Raw genomic sequence first — 21231 nt, 5'->3', positions numbered from 1 at the left:
AGGGGACCGGATGCTAGAACAGTATTTGACGCAACAAGAGTTACAAGTCTTGCCAAAAGCGACACACGAACACTTCACGCTCGTCCGTTACGAGCCGGGCGCGACGATTTGCGCCCAAGGTGACGACGCGCACCACCTCCATTTTCTCGTCAAAGGCAAGATTCGCGTAGCGCATACGTCGGCAACGGGTAAACGCCTCGTACTGTCGTTCAAACGTCCGTTCGATTTGATCGGTGACATCGAATACGTGCGTCGGACTCCGTACTTAAATACGGTTGAGGCGGTCACGTCGGTCGAGATGCTCGTCATCCGGTTCGACGATTTGGCCCGGCACGCGGCGGACGATGTGGCATGGCTCCATTATCTGTTAGAAGAGATCACGAGAAAGTTCGAGTTGAAATCGCAATCGATGAGTTTCAACTTGTTTTACCCGGTCGACGTCCGTCTCGCGAGCTACTTGCTGTCGATGACGCCGGACGAGCGTGCGCTCGGGTCGACGGTCGATGAGTTGACCGATATCGCTGACTTGATCGGGACGAGTTATCGCCACGTCAATCGGACGCTCAAACGCTTCGTCGAACAAGGATTGATCGAACGGGATCGTCGGTCAATCGCAATCATCGATCGCGCCGGGTTAATCGCTGCCGCAGGGGAGAGTATTTATGAGTGAGGGGGAACGACAATGGCACTTGGAATGATGCTCGCGGTCATGGGCGGCATGCTCGTCTGTGTACAAAATACGTTCAACGCCAACGTGAAACAACGGGTCGGGGCTTGGGCGACGACGACGCTCGTCCTCGCACTTGGTTTTCTCGCCTCGCTCTTCATCGGATTGATCAGTGAAGGCGGCGGTTTGTTTGATTTACGTGACATGGAGACGTGGTACTGGTTCAGCGGCATCATCGGTGTTGGTGTCGTCATGAGCGTGACGCAAAGCGTCCAGCAGCTCGGTCCGAGTTACGCCATCTCGATCGTGATGGTGTCGCAAATCTTGTTCGCTTTGCTGTGGGATACGCTCGGCTGGTTCGGACTTGAGGCGATCCCGTTCACGTGGAAGACGGCGCTTGGCATCGTATTGATCGTCGGCGGGGTGCTGTTGTTCCAGTTGAGTGGGAAGAAAATAACCGCGCGCCAGCAGGTAAAACAAGTAGGTTGATCTTCAGAATGATTTACGACAGTTCGTACAAGTTTGCCCGTGTTCCTGCCGTCTCACGACGGTTTGGCAATGCGGGCATTTTGTCGTGTGCGAGGCGTTCGGTTGAATGAGTGAGCGTTCCTCGAACGATGACGGATATAAAGTATAGGAACGAGTCACAATAAAGCCGACGATGCCGAGCAAGACGGCTAAAATGAGGATATCCATCGAAATCCCTCCTAATAATTGGTATGCTAGTTGTATATACGCGTCATGGATGGATTTGGTTTCAAAGGGGGAGATTGGATGATTACACGGAAAGAACGGACTGAAGAACTATATGGATTGGCTGAAAAGCAGTCTAGCATGGGCACGGCGCTTCGAATCGGTCTGATTGGTTTAGCCGCAGGACTATGGTTTTATGGGAATTTTTCGCTAACTCATAGTGCGATGTTTCTGTTTGTCACGACTATTGCGGTGCCGTTTAGCTATATGTCCTGGAGAAAGACGCGCACGCAGCTGTCGTTCAATGACAATCGTGCGTATCAAGGATTGATTCGAGTAAAAGGGATTGGGGACATTGCAATGTTATGGGGCATGTTCGGTTTAATGATAGGACATGAATTAAACTTCTTTGAACTATCGACGCTCAGCAGCGTGGCTGTCAGCATATTGGTCGTCCATTTATTGGCTGCGACGTTGATCGACAAACGATTGCTACGCATCGATGACGAGCACGTCGTCGACAGTCTGTTCGGGTTGACGAAGCGGGAGCAGATGAAACGGAAATGGGACGAGAAGTGATGGTTGCGCATACAAATCGCTTGCTTCAATTGATGCGGTTTGAACAAGTATCGATTCGTTTGTTTGGTCTGCTAGTCGCCGTCATCATCTTAAGCTCATTCTATCTTCATAGTCGGTATACGTTGACGAACGTTCAAGTGTTCGCGGCCTTTGTAGTCATTTACGCAGCACTGGTCTTATGGGGCTGGTTGCGGATGAAGCTATTGCTCCGCTTTAGTTCGGATAAGCTGTATCGCCGATATGTTCGAATCAACTTTTTATTCATCTTCATGACGGTAATCGGGCTCGCTATATTTGTTTGGGGCACAGTCATTCAAAACTTTCAAAACGTAACGTATTCATTGCTTGGTACGCTAATCGTTTTACCATTCCTATATTTTGAATGGTGGGTGAATGAGCGACTCAAAAAGATTGACCCAGAGCATGTGACGAATCAAGACATTCGCCAATACAGACGAATGAAGAAAGCAGGAGAACAATGATCATTTGGAACGATATACCGGACGACCCGAACCGGTTGCCCGTATTAACGGACGACGTATTGATTGAAGTGGAAGGGCGCCTCGGGGTGAAACTGCCGGACGATTATCTCCAGGCGATTCGTATCCAAAACGGGGGATATGTCGAACAGCGCGATTTGCCGATTGTATGGAATGGACAAGATGACATCGCCCTCGTCGATTCAATTTCTGGGGTTGGGCGTCACAAAGGGTTAATCGAATCGAGAGCCTTGTTGACGGAATGGGGTGTCGAGGATGACCAGATAATCGCCTTCGCAGGCGATGGACATTTCTTCCTCGTGTTCGATTACCGTGAAGGAGCAACGCCAAAGATTGCCTATATCGATACGGATACGGAAGAGATTGATGTCTTGTTCGACTCGTTCAGTCAATTTAGCGAAGCGCTCACGACGGTCGACATGGGAGTGTATGCAGAAATGATTCCAGAACCGGTCGCTGAAGTGAAGCAGAGGCAGTCACTCTTAGACGATGCACGACGTCTGCTTTACAGCGAGGAACCGAAAGAAAAATTGCACGGTGCGGTAATTTGGTTCAATGGATTGGACTCGCTCGGAGTGGATGAGCTCGTTCGTGAACTGTTGACATGGATGGATCACGAGCTGTTACGAGATACGGCGACAAGCGTCATTCAAGAAGTCATCATTCGACGGAAGCCTTTAAATCAACAACTGTTCGAAGCATTTTTTGAGACGCTCCACAGGCAAGACGACGACTATAGTAAACAACGCTACGACGAAACGATGTACATTCTTGATAACGATATTAAAGTCGAATGAAACCTTTTGCACTATCGATTCGTAAAAGAAGGAAATGATATTTTATTAGGAGGATTTGATGGTTGACCATGACGTAAGACTTGAACAGATGCTTGAGAACGACCAGAAGCGACAAAAACAGACGCTTTACCCGACGATGGGGTTCATCGCACTGTTCATCATTTATTTTATGACGACAGAGGTTTTGCTCTTGTTGCCAATCATCTTGGTCGGACAATTCCCGATGCTCTATAAAGGCTGGCACCGCATGAAGTTGTTGCTCACGTTCAACGACGATGCCCGTTATCAACAGAAAGTACGGTCCGAGTTTGGTTTGGCCGTCGGGAATCTCGTGTTTCTCCTGATGTTGATCACGAGTTCAATGCTCGGATGGATCACATTGCTTACATTTATCATCGTCATCGTTGTCGGACTCATCACGTTCATGACGCTCGGTTTCCGGATCGACCGTGAGTTGAAAACGATTGACCCAGAGCATGTGACAGGGACCGAACTCAGTAAAGCGCAAATCGAGCGCCGCACACGAAAGACATCGTAATGGGGGAAAAATTATGATTGAAAAGCAGGAACGATTGAAACAAATGGTCGAGAACGACCGAAACGTGAACCGGACGGCGCTTTTGCTCACGTTCGCGATTTTAGGAATCGCCTTTTACTTCATCTTCACGCAAGAAATCAAAGTGGCGACGTTCGCCGTGATCATCATGGCGACCCAGCTACCAAGTTTATATCGGGCTTGGCACCGGATGAACTTACTGCTCACGTTTAACGACGAGGCGCGCTATCAAAAGTTCGTCCGTATCGAGTTCGGCATCGTGCTCGCCAATGTGATCTTGCTTGGTATCTTCATCGCCATCGCTTGGTCGATTGAAGGCTCGCTTGTCGTCTTCGCAATCATGTTGCTCGCACTCTTCATCCCATTCATTTTCTTGTCGGTCTGGGTGAACCGGAAGCTCGAGCTGATTGATCCAGAACATGTGACGAACCATGAGCTTCGGACGGCGCATCGGGATGCGTCTAAAAATCGGTTCAAGTAAACCAAAGGGACGTGCGGATGGATGAGACGAAGACTAGTCTTCTTTTTAATTGTCGGACTTTTATTTTTAAATACACGTAGCGAAGATAATCATGAACTCATCGTTGAGACGTATGTAGGTGAGAGTATGTCCGTCTTTTCGGGTGAACCGTTCACAGACGAAGCGGAGATTGCACGATTCCTGGAACTGATTGAAACGAGTGCCCTGTCTGAAGCGGAAGTCATGGGCATACCAGACTACGTCATCACCGTGAACAATCTGTCTGAATCGACGATGGAAGCGATGGTGAACGTTTGGGTCGGAGAAGACGATGAAATACTTTTCACTCGAGGAATGGAAGGGACCGACGTGTTTGAAGTCGATTCGATGTACACCTACGATGTGAACGAGATTTTGAATCTAAATAACCTTTAAATGGAGAGGATGAATAGGATGGATATGCGAGTGTTTGACATGCTCTGGTCACTTGGTACCTTTGCTGTCGTGTTAGGTGGAGTCATTTTCGTGCTAAAGTTCATAATTGGAAAAATGAACGAGCAGAGCTGAATATAATTAAAAAGTCATAACGGTACAGTTTATCTCGTCGCTTGAGCTTTTTTGGCTAACGTGAGGTATTCAATTTATCGTATGGTGTAATTTCACAAATTAAGATTCGAATCTGAATCATCACAGCATAGAATGGAGGTCGTTCAACTGAAAAGATTAGTCGTTTTTCTATGCTGCATCCCCCTATTTCTGTTAGTAGCATGTACTGATGAAGAGCAAGCGGTAGAGTCGAAGCGAAAAGAAGTGGACGTCCCAATCGAAACTGTAGAAATCAACGAAGCGAACGAATTGAAGATTGTGCCACTCTATACACAATATCAACAATATTTGAACGCATCGCTTGAGACCGAAGATATGGAAGAAAACAAGCGATTATTTAAGAAATTTGTTCTGGATTACATAGAAGAAATCGGAGAAGACGAGAAGTTTTCTACAGCCGATTTGAAAGGAAACTTCTTGCTGACCTCAACTTCTTACGAGCAACAACTGTTGAAGCAAATTGAGATATTGATTCAGCGACATGATGAAATTACAGAAATCATTAGAACGACTTACTCGGACTCAAGTCAAGTACTCCCGAAAAAGAAAAGTACGGTGTTCCTTGCACCGTTCAACCCTGAATTCTCCTCTGTGAGTGAATCGATGGCCGGCGTAGGCGGCGCAGCTTATAAAGACGTCTTCGTGTTGTATCTCGATGCAGACTTCGACAAAGAAATCCTGGCTTATTCGACGGCTCATGAGTACCATCATCTGATCCTTTATGACCAACCGGGCTTTAATATTAGTTCGGTCCTGAAGTCGGTCATCGTGGAAGGGAAGGCGGATGCATTTGCCGATCGCATTGTCAAAGACGTATCGCCTCCGTGGAACGTACCGATGGATGATGCGACCGCGAGACATATAGCCAGTCTAGTGAATCACTACGAAACAACATTTAGCGATTTCGTAGTCGGAAACAATCAAAAAGAAATTCCGCGATGGAGCAACTACATGCTCGGGAGGGATATGCTCAATCACTATTTGGCGTCACATCCACATCTTTCGATTCCAGAATGGACGTTCAAAGAAGACCATGACATTTTAGAGGGCTACAAATATGAAGCGCTTCTTAAATGATGACAGACATGGGGGACTAATGTTTTTTCTCGGGCGTATGGTAGCAGTTATAAGGTCATGAGGTGCAAGAGTAAGTATAAAACTTGAAGTGTCTCGTACCCACGCAAGCTTCGAGCACCGCTTCTAAAACTCTGTTTTAATTTATTTTGAACGGATCAGATGTTATACAGCAATTTTGTGACGTCTAATTTCTTCAAAATCATGGTAAAGCCAAAAGACGATTAATATGTACCCTATGTAAGGACATTTAAAAAATTTATGCTACTTCAAGTAGATGAATCCTGTACTGTACAGGATTCATCTTTTTCGTATTCCATTGGTAACAATGATTTTACTTATCCTCTAATAATTGGATTTTAAACACATCTGTACCCGAACGGTTAGTTAACAAGGTGATTAAAATCAAATCACCCTTTGATAAGTCTGATAGAGAAATGATTTGATCTTGCTTGTAAATGGATACTTGTTCATCAAAAATTTCATATTCCATAAGCGTTTGATTCGTTTCATCGTTAAATGAATTACCTTTAATCGTTATCCGATTTTCTTCGATTCCTTGAATTTCGGCGTGAAATGTCTGAATATCAGACGGAGCGAGGATCCACGTATCTTCCTCATATGCTTTGTACGCATTGGTGTATCCCGCAAAATAACTAATCAATACACTAATTAATAAAAGAACGATCGACAGGATGACAGTGATTTTGTAAGGTGGGACCATCGGGGAACGTGTTCTTGAGTTTCCGTGTAGCGCTTGATTGATATGTCGCTTGTAAGCCTGAAAATAAAGCGTGACAGTCACAATAAAGATGAATAGAACTATACATGTTGCGATGATGTAAATGGGGATACTCATGGATTCGTCTCCTTCAGATATGAAAATGATCTTTAAAGATATAGTAATAGCTCCTTGTCACATCAACGCGTTTTCCGTTCGTTAGGGTAAGGATAAATTTTGAAGAAAGAGTGGGTTTGATTTGTTTGATTTGATTTGTTGCAATCACAACAGAGTTACTTATCCGTAAAAAAGACGTCGGATCAAGCAAACTAACGAGCCGGTATAATCGATCAGTGGCGAGATAAACTGATTCTTGCGTTTGAATTTCCACAGTACGGCCAAACGATTCGATACAAATAATATCCGCGACTGGCAATACAATCCGTTCATTCGTTTCCTTTTCTTTCACGGTCAAATGCTGAACAAAAGGAGTGGATGTACTCAGTACTAGGTCGGCTGTATCATCTATTTCAATTCCTCTTTCCTCGAGCATAGACTTAATCTCGTCATAGCGCTCGGTACTAATATCGAGCTTGATTTTCATGCACGAACCGCCTTCCTCTATACCAATCCATATATTTGAAATCAGTGTAGCAACTACCTCCCTGGTCATCAACACAAGATGAACACTTTACAGAAATATCCACATAAGTTGCATCACAGACAATTGAGTCATATCTCGTTACGATAAAAATCCTATGGATGAATACAGATTGGTGAATTCATCTGCTTCTCCATAGGGAATTTTAATAAGTTAGAAGTCGACTCCATTAAGCGAGCATGCCGATTTTATAGAACTTGAAGCGGTGTCTTTCCCAAAACGAGTCATTCACGTTGTCACCGCCACATCATCTTGAATGCCTTCGACCATCTTTACGAACGCCTCGTCGGGGTCGGTCGTCCCGGACGCGCGCAACCAGTCTTGGAAATCTCCTTCATACAGGACACGACCTTCATGGAGGAAGATGACATGGGACTCCAGCTGGGATAAGTCATGCAGTTGATGCGTCGAGATGAGGCACGTACGACCGTCTTTTACGAGTCGCTGTAAATGGCGCATGATGTTGATGCGTGACGCCGGATCGACGCCGCTCGTCGGTTCGTCGAACAAGTAGAGCGATCGTTTGACCGAGGAGAGCAATGTCACGAATAGCCACTTGCGTTCTCCGACCGACATTTTGCCGAGCTTCATCTTCCACAGATGCTCGAACAGCTCTTGTTCCCGGGCGGTCGTGAGTCCGTTGACATAAGTCGCTAGTCGCTTGAAGTCAGGCCGCTTTGTAAGTCGTCCTATGAAGTACGTGAGATCTTTTCCCGTTAATTCGTTGTGATACAAAATCTGTTGCGTTAAATACAGCATGTCAGACGATGGTACGAGCTGTAGCGAGGCCCGGTCGACTGGGAGCGTCCTTGTCATACAGTCAAACAACGTCGTCTTCCCGGCCCCGTTCAGGCCAATCAAGACGTTCAGTTTATTCGGATGAAGCGTGAATGAGACGTCGTCGAGCACGGGACGTGTTGCTTTCGGATAAAAGTAGGTCAAGTTTTGAATGTTCATCATTTCCTCCTAGCGTGTGACGGATGAGACGAGGTTGAAGCGATTCATCGCGAACAGGCCGACGATGACGTAACCGACAAGAGAGAGAATTGTCGTAATCAGGTTAAACGAGACGTCGACTTGCGTGACACCATGAACGACGGCGAGCGACAGTTGAAGTAGGGCATAAAACGGATTGGCATAACCGAACCAGACATCTGGCTGTTTGACGGCTAAAAGGAACAGCGGATAGGTGAGAATGTTCGCAAATTTCATCAAGCTCGATACTTTCACCGGCAGAAGCGTCAAGACGACACTTCCGAGCGCGAACGGAAAGCTGCCGAGCAACAGCAGGATTGGGCTCGCGAGCAAACCGAAAGTGAAATGACCGTGGGCGAGCGTGACGACAACTGTGAAGAGTAGGAGACTGATTGCGGCAAACAAGAGCTGGGCCAATAAGATGGCCAACATGTATGTGTATTTGTTGCCGGAGATCATGACGTACGTCTTCATGAGACCGTATTCGCGCATTCGTGCGAGTTCGAGCGCAATCCCGTTCAAATAAGTCGCCAAGATGATGTACACCCAAAAGTACGACAAATACGTGGCGTATTCGGCAGACGTCATCGTACCGATATTTGGTGGACTGTACAGGAGGGCGACACCGAGCGGGAGTCCCATCGTTAAAAGAAATGGCACTTTATCCGTAAGGACGATTTTTGCGTACAGAAAGAAATAACTCGTGATTTGATGCATATATACCTCCGAGGTTGATGTGGATTAATTCGATATACGCATTTACTAGCATGATAGTTTCAATTATTTGTAAATTTATCCGTTCACACTTTGTTTATAACTTCTGTTTATCCTTGAGGTACAACCAAAAGGAGGAATTGACAGATGAACAAAAAACTGAAGTGGGGATTAGGTGGCGGTGCCCTGGCCATCGCGTTAGGAGCTGGCATTTTCTTGATGCCGCAATCGGTCGAATATAAGTCAGAGCAAGTGGCGACGGAGACGATTGAGAACGTCTACACGTTTGCCGGTCAGGTGACGACTGTCGGAGAAGATGCGACCGGACGACTGTTGATCGACGAGCGGGATTTAGGGAAAGTCGAGGAAGGTGATGCGCTGACGATCTATGCGAACGCATTGGACACTGAACTCGAAGGAACGGTCGAATCGATTGCGGATGAAGCGGAAGCATTGACGACTCCGGGCTCGTCAGCACGTTATGCGATGAACGTCACGTTGCCTGAAACGGACGGATTACGAAACGGGATGACGCTCGAAGGCTCGATTGTCGTCGAACGTGTCGAAGAAGCAGAGACGCTATCACTCGACAGCATCACGTTTGAAGAAGGCGACGCCTACGTGTACGTCGAGGGCACGGATGGTCCGGTGAAACGGCAAGTCGAGCTCGGCATCAGCGACGGCAGCCGCGTTGAGATTAAAGACGGATTAGACGAAGATAGCGTCCTCTTAATGGATGAGGCGACAGCTGGGGGTATCATGCCACCACAGATCGGAGGTGGACAATGAGCGCACTCATTGAAGTCACCGATTTGACGAAAGCGTACGGGTCGGGTGAAAACGAACAGATCGTGTTGAACGGTATCGATTTGACGGTTCACGACGGCGAGTTCGTCGCCATCCTCGGGCCGTCTGGTTCGGGGAAATCAACGCTCATGAACATTCTCGGTTGTCTGGACGGATACACGAGCGGTCGCTACAGCTTTGGCGACCGTGACGTGACCGGATTATCCGAGACCGAATTGTCGGCGTTCCGCAATCAGCAGATCGGGTTCATCTTTCAACAGTTCAACTTACTGCCGCGATTGACGGCAAGCGAAAACGTCGAGTTACCGCTCATCTATCAACGGCTGTCGAAGTCGGAACGAAAAGACCGGACGCACCAGATGTTGACGCGTGTCGGGCTCGGCGATAAACAGAACCATTACCCGAATCAACTGTCGGGTGGGCAACAACAACGTGTCGCCATCGCGCGGGCGCTCGTGACAAATCCGTCTCTACTGCTCGCCGATGAGCCGACCGGGGCGCTCGATCAGACGAACGGACGTCAAATTCTGAACTTGTTTCATGAATTGCATGCGGAAGGGAAGACGATCATCATGATCACCCATGACCTCGACATCGCCAAAGAAGCGACGCGCATCGTCTACGTTCGGGATGGCCGTATCGAGAAGGAGGAACGACGATGATTCGAGAAAATATACGTATGGCCTGGCTGACGGTGATCAGTCATAAGATGCGCTCTTTCTTGACGATTCTTGGAATTGTCATCGGGACGGCGTCCATCATCACACTCATGACGGTCATCTCGGGTGTCACGTCCTCAATCAATGAAGAAGTCGCGACGTTCGGGGCGGACCGGATGAGTGTCCAAATCGAAGATGCGACGAAGAATGGCATCAGCGTCACCGAAGTGGAACGTCTCGAAGCGATTGACGGCGTCGAGTCGTTATCGCCTACGACAAGTCATCAAGCGGACGTCTATTTGGGCGGTCAAACGACCGAACAGAGCGTCCTTGGGAAGAGTGACGCGTTCTTCTCAGATTCGACACTCGCTTCCGGGCGTGGCATCACGCCAGTGGACGTCTCGGAGCGGACACGCGTCGCCGTAATCGGTGATACGATCGTGAAGGAATCGTTCCCGACCACGTCGCCAATCGGTGAGACGATCACGATCGGCGGGATCCGTTACATCGTCGTCGGCACGCTCGCCCCGTCTTCAGAGTTTTCGATGTCGACGGACGAGACGATCGTCATTCCGGTGACGACCGCGCTTCACCAGTTTCATGTGAATACGATTTCGACGTTTGACCTGTACACGGAATCAGGACAATCTGAGACAGTAAGTGAAGAATTGACGCAGCAGTTGACGACCGCATTTAACGGTCGGGACGCGTTTACCGTCACGAGCTTTGAAGACGCCCTCGCGTCCATCGACCAAATCAACGCCTTGCTCAGCATGCTGCTCATCGGCATCGCGTCCATCTCGCTGCTCGTTGGCGGTATCGGCATCATGAACATGATGCTCGTCTCGGTGACGGAGCGGACGAGTGAGATCGGCTTACGAAAAGCATTAGGCGCGACACCGGCGAAAATTCGCCAACAGTTCTTGTTTGAATCGGTGCTCTTGTCCGTCCTTGGTGGGGTGGTCGGTGTAGTGGTCGGCGCACTCCTTGCCTTCGGTTTGACCGTCGTCATGGGTGTACCGTTCACGTTGGCTAGTTCGACCGTCGGCTTGGCACTAGGGTTTTCAGTCGTGATCGGTGTCATCTTTGGATATATCCCGGCCCGTAAGGCGTCCGCCTTGCAGCCGATTGAAGCGTTACGAAACGCATAAAGAAAGAAGGAATCTCGTATGGTCACGCTATTGCTTGTCGAAGATGATCCGGCACTCGGAGGTCTTCTGTTTGAATATTTGACGACAGCGGGCTACCGCGTGCTGTGGGCCGTTGACGGAGAGGAGGCGCTACATCTGCTCGATCAGCAACCGATCGACGTCATCGTGACCGACATTATGATGCCGCGTCTCGATGGTCGAGCGTTGACCGAGCAACTGCGGGGCGCAGGTTACAAGCTCCCAATCTTAATGTTGACCGCGCTCGAGACGTTGCCTGATAAGAAGAAAGGATTCCGGGCCGGGGCCGACGACTATCTCGTCAAGCCGGTCGATCTAGAAGAACTCGAGCTCCGCATCGAGGCGATGCTACGACGAGCCAATATATATCGAGACCACCAGATTCAACTGCACGATTGCGTGTTAGACGAAACATCACTGACGGTGATCACCCCGGTCGAGACAATCGAGGTGCCGAAGAAAGAGTTTGAGTTGTTGTATCATTTGGCGACGCATCTCAATCAAGTGTTCACGCGACAACAGTTGCTCGATCGCATATGGGGCTATGAAACGGAAAGTGACGTCCGTACAATCGATGTCCATGTTAACCGTCTCCGGAGCCGCTTGAAGCATGTCGACGCATTTCAAATCAGTACCGTCTGGGGACTTGGGTACCGCTTGGAGTTGAAGTCATGAAGTCCTTCTTCAGCTCGATTTACGGACGTTTCCTGACCATCTTCTTCGGGCTGTTGCTCATCCCGATCTTACTGACGCTGACGCTTTTCTTGACGTTCCAAATGAACGCGTTGACGTCGCAAGTCGAGACGATGCTCGTTGAACGGGCCGAGAGCATGCTGACGGCTTCTGAGCGTTATGAATTAGGAGCCGATGAGGTCATCGACTTGTTTTCCGAGCGGACGCTTATTGTCGAGACGGACCGCTACGCGGCCGCAAGTTGGTCGGTCGCGGAGCGCGCGCGTCTTGAACGAGGCGACGTGCTGACCGTAAGCGACGAGCGATTGCCTGCCGTCACGCTTTTAATCGATCGGACTGTCGTGACGTTGTCCCCGAACGCGGACGAGAACCCGGTCACGATTTTCCGTGATTTGTCGTTCCAGACGTTGTTGCTCACGGCGCTCGTCTCGAGCGTGCTTGTCTTGTTCGCGGTCCGGCTCATGACGAGACGGATCGACCGAGTGACCGAGGCGGCAAGTAAAGTCGCTTCTGGTGATTTGACGGTACGGGTACATGACGGCGGGGACGATGAGATCGGCAAGTTGGCGAGTCAGTTCAACCAGATGACCGAGACGTTGGCGACGAACGAGTCTAAAAACGAGGAATTGACGGCGATCATGGCGCATGAATTCAAGACGCCGGTCGCCTCGATCCTCGGCTACGCGACGCTATTGAAACGGGCTGACGTACCGACGGAAAAACGAGTCAACTATGCGACGATGATCGAACAGGAAGGCAAGCGGCTGTCGCGGTTGTCACGTGATTTGCTGCGCCTTGCCAAGTTGGATCACTCGGTCGTCGGATTAGACGTCAGCCGCTTCTCGCTCAGTGAACAGATGCGGGAAAGTATCTTGTCGTTTGAACGAGAGTCGAGTCGCAAACGGTTGAACCTGATCGCTGAGCTTGATGAAGTCGAGATGGTCGGCGATGCCGGACTGCTGCACCAAGTGTGGATCAACCTGATCCAAAATGCGATGACCCACTCTTATGACGGCGGCACGATCCGCATCAAGCTCATGCAAACGGCGGAATCGATTGTTTGCGAGATCACGGATGACGGGGAGGGCATGACCCCGGAACAAGTGAGCCGTATGTACGAGCGATTCTATCAGGCCGACCCTTCGAGACATCAAGGCGGGTCAGGACTCGGTATGGCGATCGTTCAAAAAATCGTCACGTTGCACGGTGGTCATGTAGACGTCACGAGCGAATTGAAGTCAGGGACGACGGTGCGTGTGACGCTTCCCGATCAAAAAGACAGGTAGCTGCTACCTGTCTTTTTGTCTGTCCGGCTTCAACCCGCCCGCGACGAGCGGTCCTTCAAACGTGATCGTATAAATGATGCGTGCGATATCTTCTACCGTTTCAGTTCGGTCATTATAGAGCCATTCATAAATGACGCCCATATGTGCCGACGAGATATAGGAGACTAAATAATCGGGCGGGACGAGCGACTGCGTCTCGTCGAACAATACGGTCGGGGAACGGTGAAACAGAGCCGTGTACATGTAGGCGCGGAGTCTCGCCTGGAACTGCGGGTCGCCGTTCGGACCGAGAAGCGGTTTCATCAAAATCTTATTTTGCTCGATGAACCGGATGAACGGGACGAGCAACTGATGGGGAGCGGAGCCTTGTTGATTGCCAAAGACGTTCGGCAAATTTTTGATGAGTTTTGTTTCGGCCTCATGAAAGATCGTTTCAATCGATTTTTCCATGAGATCGTACTTATCCACATAGTGGCTATAGAACGTACCCCGGTTGATGCCGGCGCGTTCCGTGAGCGCCTTCACCGTGACCGCTTCAAATCCTTGTTCTTCGATCAATTCGAGCAACGCCTGTTTGATCAACTGCTTCGTCCGGACGACCCGTAAGTCTGTCTGTTCCATATTTTTTCTCCTTTATCCAACACATTGTCGCCGTCTGTTGGAAAACCAACACTGTGACCGAGATTGATGATTGTTGACCGTTCGAGCGCGGACTATACTGAACGTATAAACCAACACGGTGTCTTTTAGTCCAGTGTACACGAGGCAGACATCGGGAGGGAGTCCAATATGAATATTCAACTGAACGACGTCAGTAAATCGTTCGGTGACCAACTGGCCATCGATCATATCGGCTTCACGATCAATTCGGGCGATATCTGTTGTCTGCTCGGTCCTTCAGGGTCGGGGAAGACGACGCTCATCCGTTTGATGATCGGCGCATTGGCGGCAGACAAAGGATCGATTCGGATCGGCGAGACGGTGATGCCGAACATGAACATGCTTCATAAGATCGGATTCATGCCGCAAAACGATGGGCTGTACGACGATTTGTCGGGTGAGGCGAACCTCGAGTTTTTCGGCTCGATCTATAAGCTCGGCAAGGCAGGGCTCAAACAACGGATTGATGACGTGCTCGCCCTCGTCGATTTGACGGCCGACCGAAAAAAGCTCGTCCGCAACTATTCGGGCGGGATGAAGAAGCGGCTGTCGCTCGCCATCGCCATCCTCCATCAACCGGACGTCTTGTTTTTAGACGAGCCGACGGTAGGGATCGACCCGATTTTGCGCCGCCAGATTTGGGATCAGTTTCAAACGATTCGAGCCGGTGGGACGACGATCATCGTCTCGACCCACGTCATGGACGAGGTGCTCGAGTGTGACCGGGCCGCGCTCATCTACAACGGGCGCTTGATCGCCTATGACACGGTGACGCACTTGCTCGAACAGACCGAGAACGGACGCGTCGAGGAACTGTTCCTCATTGCCGGACGAGAGGAGGCGAAGCACGATGCGTAACTTGGCGAAACGGGTCATCTTTCAGACGTTGAACGACAAGCGGAGCGTCGCCTTGATTTTGATCGCCCCGCTCCTCATCCTCACACTCGTCTACTTCTTGCTCGGCGACTCGGATTACGTGCCGGTCGTCGTGCTTGATGAGGCCGCCCAGCAGCAGCTTATCGACGCGTTTGAAGCCGAGACGCTCGACGTGCGACTCGATACGGTCGAGGAGCCGGTTGCTTATTTGGAAGACAATAAAGACGTCGATGCCGTCTTCGAAGCGGGACAGGCGGGTACCATGATCACGTTGCGCGAACCGTCGACGAAATCGTCGAAAGCGGTGCGTGAGATCCAAGCGGCGTTGTCGGCGCTCAATCCGACGGCCGATATCGAGATGAATTACGTATACGGAGAAGAAGGACAGTCGACGTTTGATTCGTTCGGCTACGTGTTCTTGTCGCTGTTCTCGTTCTTCTTCGTCTTCATCCTGTCGGCGATGGCGCTCGTCAAAGAGCGGAGCGGGGGTACGCTCGAACGGCTGCTCATGACCCCGATCAAACGCGGACAAGTCATTTTAGGGTATACGCTCGGCTATGGCCTCTTCGCGGTCGTACAGTCTGTCCTCATCGTGCTCTATACGATCTACGTGCTCGGGCTGACGTCGCTCGGGAACATCGGTTGGGTATTTCTTGTGATGATTTTAATGGCCGGGACGGCCGTTTTGTTCGGGGCGACGATTTCGGTGTTCGCCCGCTCGGAGCTCCAAGTCGTCCAAATGATCCCGTTCACGATCATCCCGCAAGTGTTCTTCTCAGGATTGATCCCGCTCGACTTGATTCCGTATGGGCTCGGCAATTTGAGCTACGCCATGCCGATCTTCTATGGGGCGACGGCAATCAAGGAAGTGATGGTGTACGGGAGCGATTTCACCGGGATCTGGGGTTATGTGCTCGGTTTAATCGTTTACGCAGGTGTGCTTTATTTATTGAATATGCGGGCGCTCGGGAAGTATCGCGGGCACTAAAAAAGGATTCGAGCGTGGGCTCGAATCCTTTTTATGATCAGTTTTTAACGCCGTCACGCTTCGCGATCTTGTCGCTCACTTGTTGACCGCTCAATGTCACCATCGGCATGCCACCGCCAGGGTTCACGGTGCCGCCGACGAAATACAGATTGTTGTACAGCTCGCTTTGCTTCTTATGCTTGAAGCCGCCGTTCCGTTTTTTATCCGCGACGGTGCCGTAAATCGCGCCCCGGTCCGATCCATACGTGCGTTCGATGTCATGAGGCGTCCAGACGTCGCGCGTCACCGTGTTGTCTCGTAACCCGTCCAAGCCCATGCGTTCGAGCTTATCGAGGACGCGTTCTTCAAACGCCGCATACTCTTCTGGTGTGAACGGTTCGTCTTGGATGTACGGGATGTGCGGCAGAATTTTAATGTTCTCATGTCCTGCCGGCGCCTGTGTCGGGTCGGTCTTATTGACGTTCACCAAATAGATGGTCGGGTCGTCCGGTAGCTCGTGTTTCTCGAAGATCTTATCCATCTGTTCGTGCAAGTTCTCGGAGAAGAAGAAGTTGTGGTGTCCTAAGGCCGGATACTCTTTTTTGACGCCGAGATGAATCACGAAGCCAGAACTCGCCGGTTCATATTTTTTCACGAGCTTGTCGACATAGTCTTCATCCGCATCGACCATCTTTTGATAGAACGGGATGACTTCCATGTTGGAGACGAAGTAATCGGCTGACCGGAGTCGGCCGTCCTCGAGCTCGATGGCGGTGATCTTCTCGTTGATCGTATGGGCACGGACGACACCTTGCCCCGTATGGATTTGGACGCCGATCTCCTCGGCGAGTTTCGTCAATCCTTCGGCCAATTTGTGCGTACCGCCTTCGACGTACCAGCAACCTTGAGCGTACTGCATATAAATCATCATGTTGAGCACGGCCGGGGCGCTGTAAGGCGACGAACCGACGTATTTGACATAGTAGGAGAGCATCGTCCGTAAATGCGGGTTGTTGATTCGTTTCGAGATCCCATCGTACATCGTCGACGTCAAGTCAAATCCGAACAACGTCGAAAACAGGCCGGTCTTCGCCACCGCTTCTAGCGGTGATTCAAACCCTTCCTTCAAGTAACTCTTCTCAGTCGTATGGTAGATGCGCTCGGCATAGTCCAATAGTGCCCGATACTCTTCCATGTCTTTATGTGACAGCGTCGGATTGGCGCGCTCCATCACGTCGAGGTCGTGATATAAATCTAATACCGTGCCATCCGGGAAGAACGAGCGCCACTCGAGATCGAGACGTTTGATCGGCACGTAGTCCGCCATCCGCTTGCCGCTGCCCGTGAATAACTTTTCAAAAATTTGCGGCATCGTTAAAATCGACGGACCGAGGTCGAAGCCGAACCCGTTTTGCTCGAGTCGATTCACTTTCCCGCCGATATGGCCGTTCTTTTCATATAAGGAAACCTCATACCCTTGTTGAGCGAGAGAAATGGCCGCTGACAAGCCGCCAAGTCCTCCCCCGATCACAATCACAGACTTGTTCACGTTGTTCATATACCGTGTCGCCTTCCTTCCAACATCTATTTTGCATACATTCAGCTTTTAAGTACTTTGCCGTCGGTCGACAGATTCCCTGCCTTGACGAGGAGGGGAAGATGCAATTCTGCACATTCAACATATAAACCGTTGGCATTCGATTCTTCTCCGTATACATACCCGTTTGGATACGTTTGGAATCTGAATGTATGAAGTGAGTAGCGGCCGTTAAAGGGAAAGAATCCAATCTTTCGTTTGATTAAAAATCGGGACGCGTTCAGCTAACTGAATCACGGTGAACCACGCACCGGTATAACCAAGCGCGGATAAGACGTTATAGAACGTATACGTTCGAAACGACAACGAGGTGAATCCGGCGACATAGTGAATCGGGTGGCGCAAACCGGGAATAAAGTAGGAGACAAGAATGACGCGTGCCCCGTATCGTGCATACAGCGCCTCGGCTCGTTTTAAATAACGTGAATCACGTTTTGAAGTTGGGATGAATCGATTCAATCCGCGGCCAATCAAATAAAACCAACTAAAGGCAAACGTGAAGACCATCCAAGTGGATACGAACACGAGCCATTCGGGAACTGTCGTCACGGCTGTAATCGTCAAATGGGTGACCATCAAGACGTCATCGGACAACGGGGTAAACATGATACCGATTGCGAGCACCACGTATTGTGTAAGTATTGTTTCCAATCGAGTCACTCCTTCTAACGTCTAGTATGGAGCGATAAGCGTAAGAAGTGTTTAGCAGAGTCTTAAGAAATGTTAAGAAGTTCAACAGAATGCGTTGTGATGCGCTCGGTACACTTCATATAGGTATATAACTAAAACGTGAATCTGCATGTTTTTGCCGTTTCACAGGCGAAAGTGTATGGGAAATGTAAAAGATGCTACGCTAGTTGAACAAGATGAATTCAAAGTTCGTCTGTCAACACGTAGTGCACGAAGTGAGGGGGAAGAGAATGCGTCCACAACCGACAATTCTGATTGCCGATGACGATGAGGCGATCCGCGAGTTGCTCGCCATTTATTTAAAAAATGAAGGATACGCCTTGCGATTTGCAAAGACGGGTCAAGAAGTGCTTGACGTCGTCGCACACGAAGCCATCGACTTACTCATCCTTGATTGGATGATGCCCGTCATGGACGGCATCGAGGCCTGTATTGAAATTCGCAAGACGCAGTTCATGCCAATCCTCATGCTGACGGCAAAGACGAGCGATTTGGATCTGATGCAAGGCATCTCGATTGGTGCGGACGATTACATGAAGAAGCCATTCAATCCGCTTGAGGTGACACTTCGCGTGAAGTCGCTACTTCGACGCTACCGGGACTACGGTGCTGACCAGTCGGCCCAGTCCGGCGTGCTCATTTTTGATGACGTCACACTCGATATTCAAACAAGACAATGCACGAAAGGGGACACCTCGATTCGGCTGACACCGAAAGAGTTTGATATCCTCGCCTACTTCATGCGCCATCCGAACCAAGTGCTGACGGTCGAACAGATTTATGAGGCGGTTTGGGGAGAAGACGCGTTTGAGGTCGACAATACGGTCATGGTCCATATCACGAAAATTCGCGAGAAGATTGAAGAGACGCCGCGGAAACCTTCGTACATTAAAACGGTATGGGGCGTGGGGTACCGCCTATGAAAAAGCGACAGTGGGACCGGTTACTCGTTAAATTAATCGGGATTATCCTAATCAACGCCCTCATCGCCACGATTGCGTTTCTAATTATGGGCTATTTGATTAGCTTGTATTATATTCAGAACGAGACCACGCCTGATCCGTTGATTTATAATCTTGCTTTCTTAAGCGTGACATTTATTACAATTATCATTTTTGTGATTGGCTTTTCATTGATGACGCGAAAGACGCTGCAAAAAATCACGGATTTATCAAACGAGATTGAACAAATCGCAAACGGAGATCTTGGACGAACCGTTGAAGTGACGGGGCGAGATGAACTCGCTACGCTTGCCGAGAGCGTTAACCAAATGTCGAGGCAGTTGCATCAATTGTTCGAGAAAGAACGGTCGCATGAGGAAGAACGAAATCAACTGTTCTCTAACTTGTCCCATGATTTACGTACCCCGTTGACGAGCGTTCGCGGTTATGTCCAATTGCTACAAACAGAACGGGAATGGACAGATCAAGAGCAAAGTCACTTCAACGTATTACATGAAAAAACGGCACAGCTCGAACATCTTCTCGATCAACTGATGGATGTGAATCGGTTGTATTCCGCACAAGTGACGTTATCGAAACATCGCTTGAATATCAGCTTGTTGACGAGCCAATTGGTGCACGAATTACAACCGTTGTTTGCTGAAAAGGGATACCGTTTAACCGTGAACATCCAACCGGACGTCTACGTGGAAGCTGACCAAGAGCAACTCATCCGTGTCTTTCAGAATTTGATGTCGAATGCGTTAAAATATGCGATGGATGAAAGTCCGATTGAACTGACACTGATCCAACAGGGGTCAGTGGTTGAGTGGCGACTCTGTAACGGGACGTCACAACAGACGATCGATGCGATGGATCAATTGTTCGACCGGACATACCGTGTCGATGCATCACGAGGTGAGACACCAGGAGATGGGCTCGGGTTATCGATCGCACGTCAAATCATGTTGCTTCATGAGGGGACGCTTACGGTGTATTCACCGGAAGCAGAGTGTATTTGTTTTCGGGCGCGCTTTGCGCTTCGTATGTAAACAGTTGTCGATAGACACAAACATCGAATCAGCTTTCGCTTGATTCGATGTTTGTGCGTTTTTGACCGATGTATTGGATGATCGCGGATGTCCCTTGATGAAGTATTCCTTCGTGTCGTTCCACAACACCTTCAAACAAGCGGCACGTGTTGAGTGAGCCGGTGAAGGTAGAGAAATCATGCGCTGTGTATAAGAGCGTCTTTTCTTTTGGTCCGCCTGTCCCATAAGCGAGTTGCTCTTCACTATACACTTCTGTCACGAAGTAGCCTCCTGGCTTCAATGCTCGCTCGATCCCGTTAAAGACGGCCGTTTTCACTTCTTTCGGGAAATGACCGTATATACATAAAACGGCGTCGTAAGCCTGTTCAGGCCAGTTCGCTTCAGCCAAATCGACGAGGCGGGTCTGCAGCGTCACGCCGCGACGTTCGGCCAAACGTGCGGCTTTGTCTAACCCGACTTGCGAATAGTCCCACATTTCTACGTGGAGTCCTTGCTCCGCGAGCCAAACGGCGTTTCTGCCTTCTCCCTCGGCGATTGCGAGAACGGTCATTCCTTTTTTGAACAAGTGCACTTGTTGCTTCACGAACTCATTTGGTTCTTCTCCATAGACATACTCATCCGTATCAAAACGTTGATCCCAAGTTGACATGTGATGTTCCTCCTTATCGACGGTCGAGCCGGCATGCGATCTCGTCTCTTCATTTTACTCGATGAACAAAAAAAGCATCCGAGCAGATGCTCTGAATGCTTGTTAGCGTTTAAGTAGCAAGACGACGCCCGTTACGAGAAGCGTGAGTCCGCTGAATAACCGTACTTGATTGCAAGTCACTA

At 49.5% G+C, this 21231-nt stretch carries 27 protein-coding genes; 18 read left to right on the top strand and 9 right to left on the bottom strand.

Features of this window, described 5'->3' with window-relative positions:
• Positions 1-10: 10 nt before the first annotated feature.
• Together A6395_RS10525 and A6395_RS10520 are read left to right on the top strand one after the other, a co-directional pair.
• Positions 11-670, top strand: coding sequence for a Crp/Fnr family transcriptional regulator (locus A6395_RS10525; RefSeq protein WP_071398980.1), 660 nt, complete (start codon positions 11-13; stop codon positions 668-670).
• 12 nt (positions 671-682) lie between these two features.
• Positions 683-1156 carry a DMT family transporter gene (locus A6395_RS10520; protein ID WP_071398979.1) on the top strand — a complete coding sequence of 158 codons (474 nt, stop codon included), beginning with the start codon at positions 683-685 and terminating at the stop codon, positions 1154-1156.
• Positions 1157-1159: 3 nt separating this feature from the next.
• Here the strand turns inward: A6395_RS10520 and A6395_RS10515 are convergent, their stop codons facing one another.
• Positions 1160-1363 (bottom strand): hypothetical protein, encoded by a 204-nt coding sequence (locus tag A6395_RS10515; protein WP_071398978.1) that lies wholly within the window; start codon positions 1361-1363, stop codon positions 1160-1162.
• A 78-nt stretch (positions 1364-1441) separates the two neighbouring features.
• Between A6395_RS10515 and A6395_RS10510 the strand changes: the two genes are divergently transcribed.
• The 7 genes from A6395_RS10510 to A6395_RS10480 all read left to right on the top strand — a co-directional run bounded on the left by A6395_RS10510 (position 1442) and on the right by A6395_RS10480 (position 5935).
• Positions 1442-1939: a hypothetical protein gene (locus A6395_RS10510; RefSeq protein ID WP_071398977.1), complete on the top strand. Its 498-nt coding sequence runs from the start codon at positions 1442-1444 to the stop codon at positions 1937-1939.
• Entirely contained in the window at positions 1939-2421 is a 483-nt protein-coding gene (locus tag A6395_RS10505) for a hypothetical protein (protein ID WP_071398976.1), read from the top strand. Before A6395_RS10510 ends, A6395_RS10505 begins: the two co-directional genes overlap by 1 nt.
• Positions 2418-3236 (top strand): SMI1/KNR4 family protein, encoded by an 819-nt coding sequence (locus A6395_RS10500; RefSeq protein ID WP_071398975.1) that lies wholly within the window; start codon positions 2418-2420, stop codon positions 3234-3236. Before A6395_RS10505 ends, A6395_RS10500 begins: the two co-directional genes overlap by 4 nt.
• A gap of 58 nt (positions 3237-3294) precedes the next feature.
• Positions 3295-3774, top strand: coding sequence for a hypothetical protein (locus A6395_RS10495; protein ID WP_071398974.1), 480 nt, complete (start codon positions 3295-3297; stop codon positions 3772-3774).
• Positions 3775-3787: 13 nt separating this feature from the next.
• Positions 3788-4273 (top strand): hypothetical protein, encoded by a 486-nt coding sequence (locus tag A6395_RS10490; RefSeq protein WP_071398973.1) that lies wholly within the window; start codon positions 3788-3790, stop codon positions 4271-4273.
• A gap of 21 nt (positions 4274-4294) precedes the next feature.
• A complete protein-coding gene (locus A6395_RS10485) occupies positions 4295-4687 on the top strand; it encodes a hypothetical protein (protein ID WP_071398972.1) in 393 nt (130 codons plus the stop codon).
• Positions 4688-5062: 375 nt separating this feature from the next.
• Entirely contained in the window at positions 5063-5935 is an 873-nt protein-coding gene (locus tag A6395_RS10480; protein ID WP_233589697.1) for a DUF2268 domain-containing putative Zn-dependent protease, read from the top strand.
• A 331-nt stretch (positions 5936-6266) separates the two neighbouring features.
• Here the strand turns inward: A6395_RS10480 and A6395_RS10475 are convergent, their stop codons facing one another.
• The 4 genes from A6395_RS10475 to A6395_RS10460 form a co-directional block, all read right to left on the bottom strand.
• The gene (locus A6395_RS10475; protein ID WP_071398970.1) at positions 6267-6791 is read right to left on the bottom strand and encodes a hypothetical protein; all 525 of its coding nucleotides are present in this window, start codon (positions 6789-6791) and stop codon (positions 6267-6269) included.
• A gap of 13 nt (positions 6792-6804) precedes the next feature.
• Positions 6805-7257, bottom strand: coding sequence for a LytTR family DNA-binding domain-containing protein (locus tag A6395_RS10470; RefSeq protein ID WP_071398969.1), 453 nt, complete (start codon positions 7255-7257; stop codon positions 6805-6807).
• Between the two features lie 285 nt (positions 7258-7542).
• Positions 7543-8271 (bottom strand): ATP-binding cassette domain-containing protein, encoded by a 729-nt coding sequence (locus A6395_RS10465; protein ID WP_084813037.1) that lies wholly within the window; start codon positions 8269-8271, stop codon positions 7543-7545.
• Positions 8272-8280: 9 nt separating this feature from the next.
• Positions 8281-9006 (bottom strand): hypothetical protein, encoded by a 726-nt coding sequence (locus A6395_RS10460; protein WP_071398967.1) that lies wholly within the window; start codon positions 9004-9006, stop codon positions 8281-8283.
• Between the two features lie 144 nt (positions 9007-9150).
• On the opposite strand from A6395_RS10460, the gene A6395_RS10455 reads away from it, so the two are divergent.
• From A6395_RS10455 to A6395_RS10435, 5 genes are read left to right on the top strand one after another with little or no spacing between them, the layout of a single operon-like run.
• Positions 9151-9792 (top strand): efflux RND transporter periplasmic adaptor subunit, encoded by a 642-nt coding sequence (locus tag A6395_RS10455; RefSeq protein ID WP_071398966.1) that lies wholly within the window; start codon positions 9151-9153, stop codon positions 9790-9792.
• The gene (locus A6395_RS10450) at positions 9789-10472 is read left to right on the top strand and encodes an ABC transporter ATP-binding protein (protein ID WP_070329059.1); all 684 of its coding nucleotides are present in this window, start codon (positions 9789-9791) and stop codon (positions 10470-10472) included. Before A6395_RS10455 ends, A6395_RS10450 begins: the two co-directional genes overlap by 4 nt.
• Positions 10469-11620 carry an ABC transporter permease gene (locus A6395_RS10445; RefSeq protein WP_071398965.1) on the top strand — a complete coding sequence of 384 codons (1152 nt, stop codon included), beginning with the start codon at positions 10469-10471 and terminating at the stop codon, positions 11618-11620. The genes A6395_RS10450 and A6395_RS10445 overlap by 4 nt, the downstream gene beginning before the upstream one ends.
• An 18-nt stretch (positions 11621-11638) precedes the next feature.
• The gene (locus A6395_RS10440; RefSeq protein ID WP_071398964.1) at positions 11639-12313 is read left to right on the top strand and encodes a response regulator transcription factor; all 675 of its coding nucleotides are present in this window, start codon (positions 11639-11641) and stop codon (positions 12311-12313) included.
• Entirely contained in the window at positions 12310-13617 is a 1308-nt protein-coding gene (locus A6395_RS10435) for a HAMP domain-containing sensor histidine kinase (protein ID WP_070329062.1), read from the top strand. Before A6395_RS10440 ends, A6395_RS10435 begins: the two co-directional genes overlap by 4 nt.
• A 3-nt stretch (positions 13618-13620) precedes the next feature.
• Here A6395_RS10435 and A6395_RS10430 read toward each other — a convergent pair whose 3' ends face one another.
• Positions 13621-14238, bottom strand: coding sequence for a TetR/AcrR family transcriptional regulator (locus A6395_RS10430; protein ID WP_035386467.1), 618 nt, complete (start codon positions 14236-14238; stop codon positions 13621-13623).
• Between the two features lie 168 nt (positions 14239-14406).
• Between A6395_RS10430 and A6395_RS10425 the strand changes: the two genes are divergently transcribed.
• Both A6395_RS10425 and A6395_RS10420 read left to right on the top strand, forming a co-directional pair.
• Positions 14407-15135: an ABC transporter ATP-binding protein gene (locus A6395_RS10425; protein WP_071398963.1), complete on the top strand. Its 729-nt coding sequence runs from the start codon at positions 14407-14409 to the stop codon at positions 15133-15135.
• Entirely contained in the window at positions 15128-16141 is a 1014-nt protein-coding gene (locus tag A6395_RS10420; RefSeq protein WP_071398962.1) for an ABC transporter permease, read from the top strand. Before A6395_RS10425 ends, A6395_RS10420 begins: the two co-directional genes overlap by 8 nt.
• 37 nt (positions 16142-16178) lie before the next feature.
• Here A6395_RS10420 and A6395_RS10415 read toward each other — a convergent pair whose 3' ends face one another.
• Together A6395_RS10415 and A6395_RS10410 are read right to left on the bottom strand one after the other, a co-directional pair.
• Positions 16179-17678, bottom strand: a complete 1500-nt coding sequence (locus tag A6395_RS10415; protein WP_071398961.1) for a phytoene desaturase family protein — start codon at positions 17676-17678, stop codon at positions 16179-16181.
• Between the two features lie 210 nt (positions 17679-17888).
• Positions 17889-18368: a DedA family protein gene (locus A6395_RS10410; RefSeq protein WP_071398960.1), complete on the bottom strand. Its 480-nt coding sequence runs from the start codon at positions 18366-18368 to the stop codon at positions 17889-17891.
• Positions 18369-18637: 269 nt separating this feature from the next.
• On the opposite strand from A6395_RS10410, the gene A6395_RS10405 reads away from it, so the two are divergent.
• Both A6395_RS10405 and A6395_RS10400 read left to right on the top strand, forming a co-directional pair.
• Positions 18638-19330, top strand: a complete 693-nt coding sequence (locus tag A6395_RS10405) for a response regulator transcription factor (protein ID WP_071398959.1) — start codon at positions 18638-18640, stop codon at positions 19328-19330.
• Complete coding sequence (locus A6395_RS10400) at positions 19327-20400, top strand: HAMP domain-containing sensor histidine kinase (protein WP_071398958.1); 1074 nt, start codon at positions 19327-19329, stop codon at positions 20398-20400. The genes A6395_RS10405 and A6395_RS10400 overlap by 4 nt, the downstream gene beginning before the upstream one ends.
• Positions 20401-20428: 28 nt before the next feature.
• On the opposite strand, the gene A6395_RS10395 is transcribed toward A6395_RS10400, so the two are convergent.
• Positions 20429-21049, bottom strand: a complete 621-nt coding sequence (locus A6395_RS10395) for an SAM-dependent methyltransferase (RefSeq protein WP_071398957.1) — start codon at positions 21047-21049, stop codon at positions 20429-20431.
• Positions 21050-21231 lie beyond the last annotated feature (182 nt).

It is taken from the genome of Exiguobacterium sp. SH31, from assembly GCF_001816105.1.
GTDB classification, from domain to species: Bacteria; Bacillota; Bacilli; order Exiguobacteriales; family Exiguobacteriaceae; genus Exiguobacterium; species Exiguobacterium aurantiacum_A.
The sequence above is the reverse complement of the archived record's forward strand: the minus strand, read 5'-3'. Positions and strand labels throughout refer to the sequence as shown.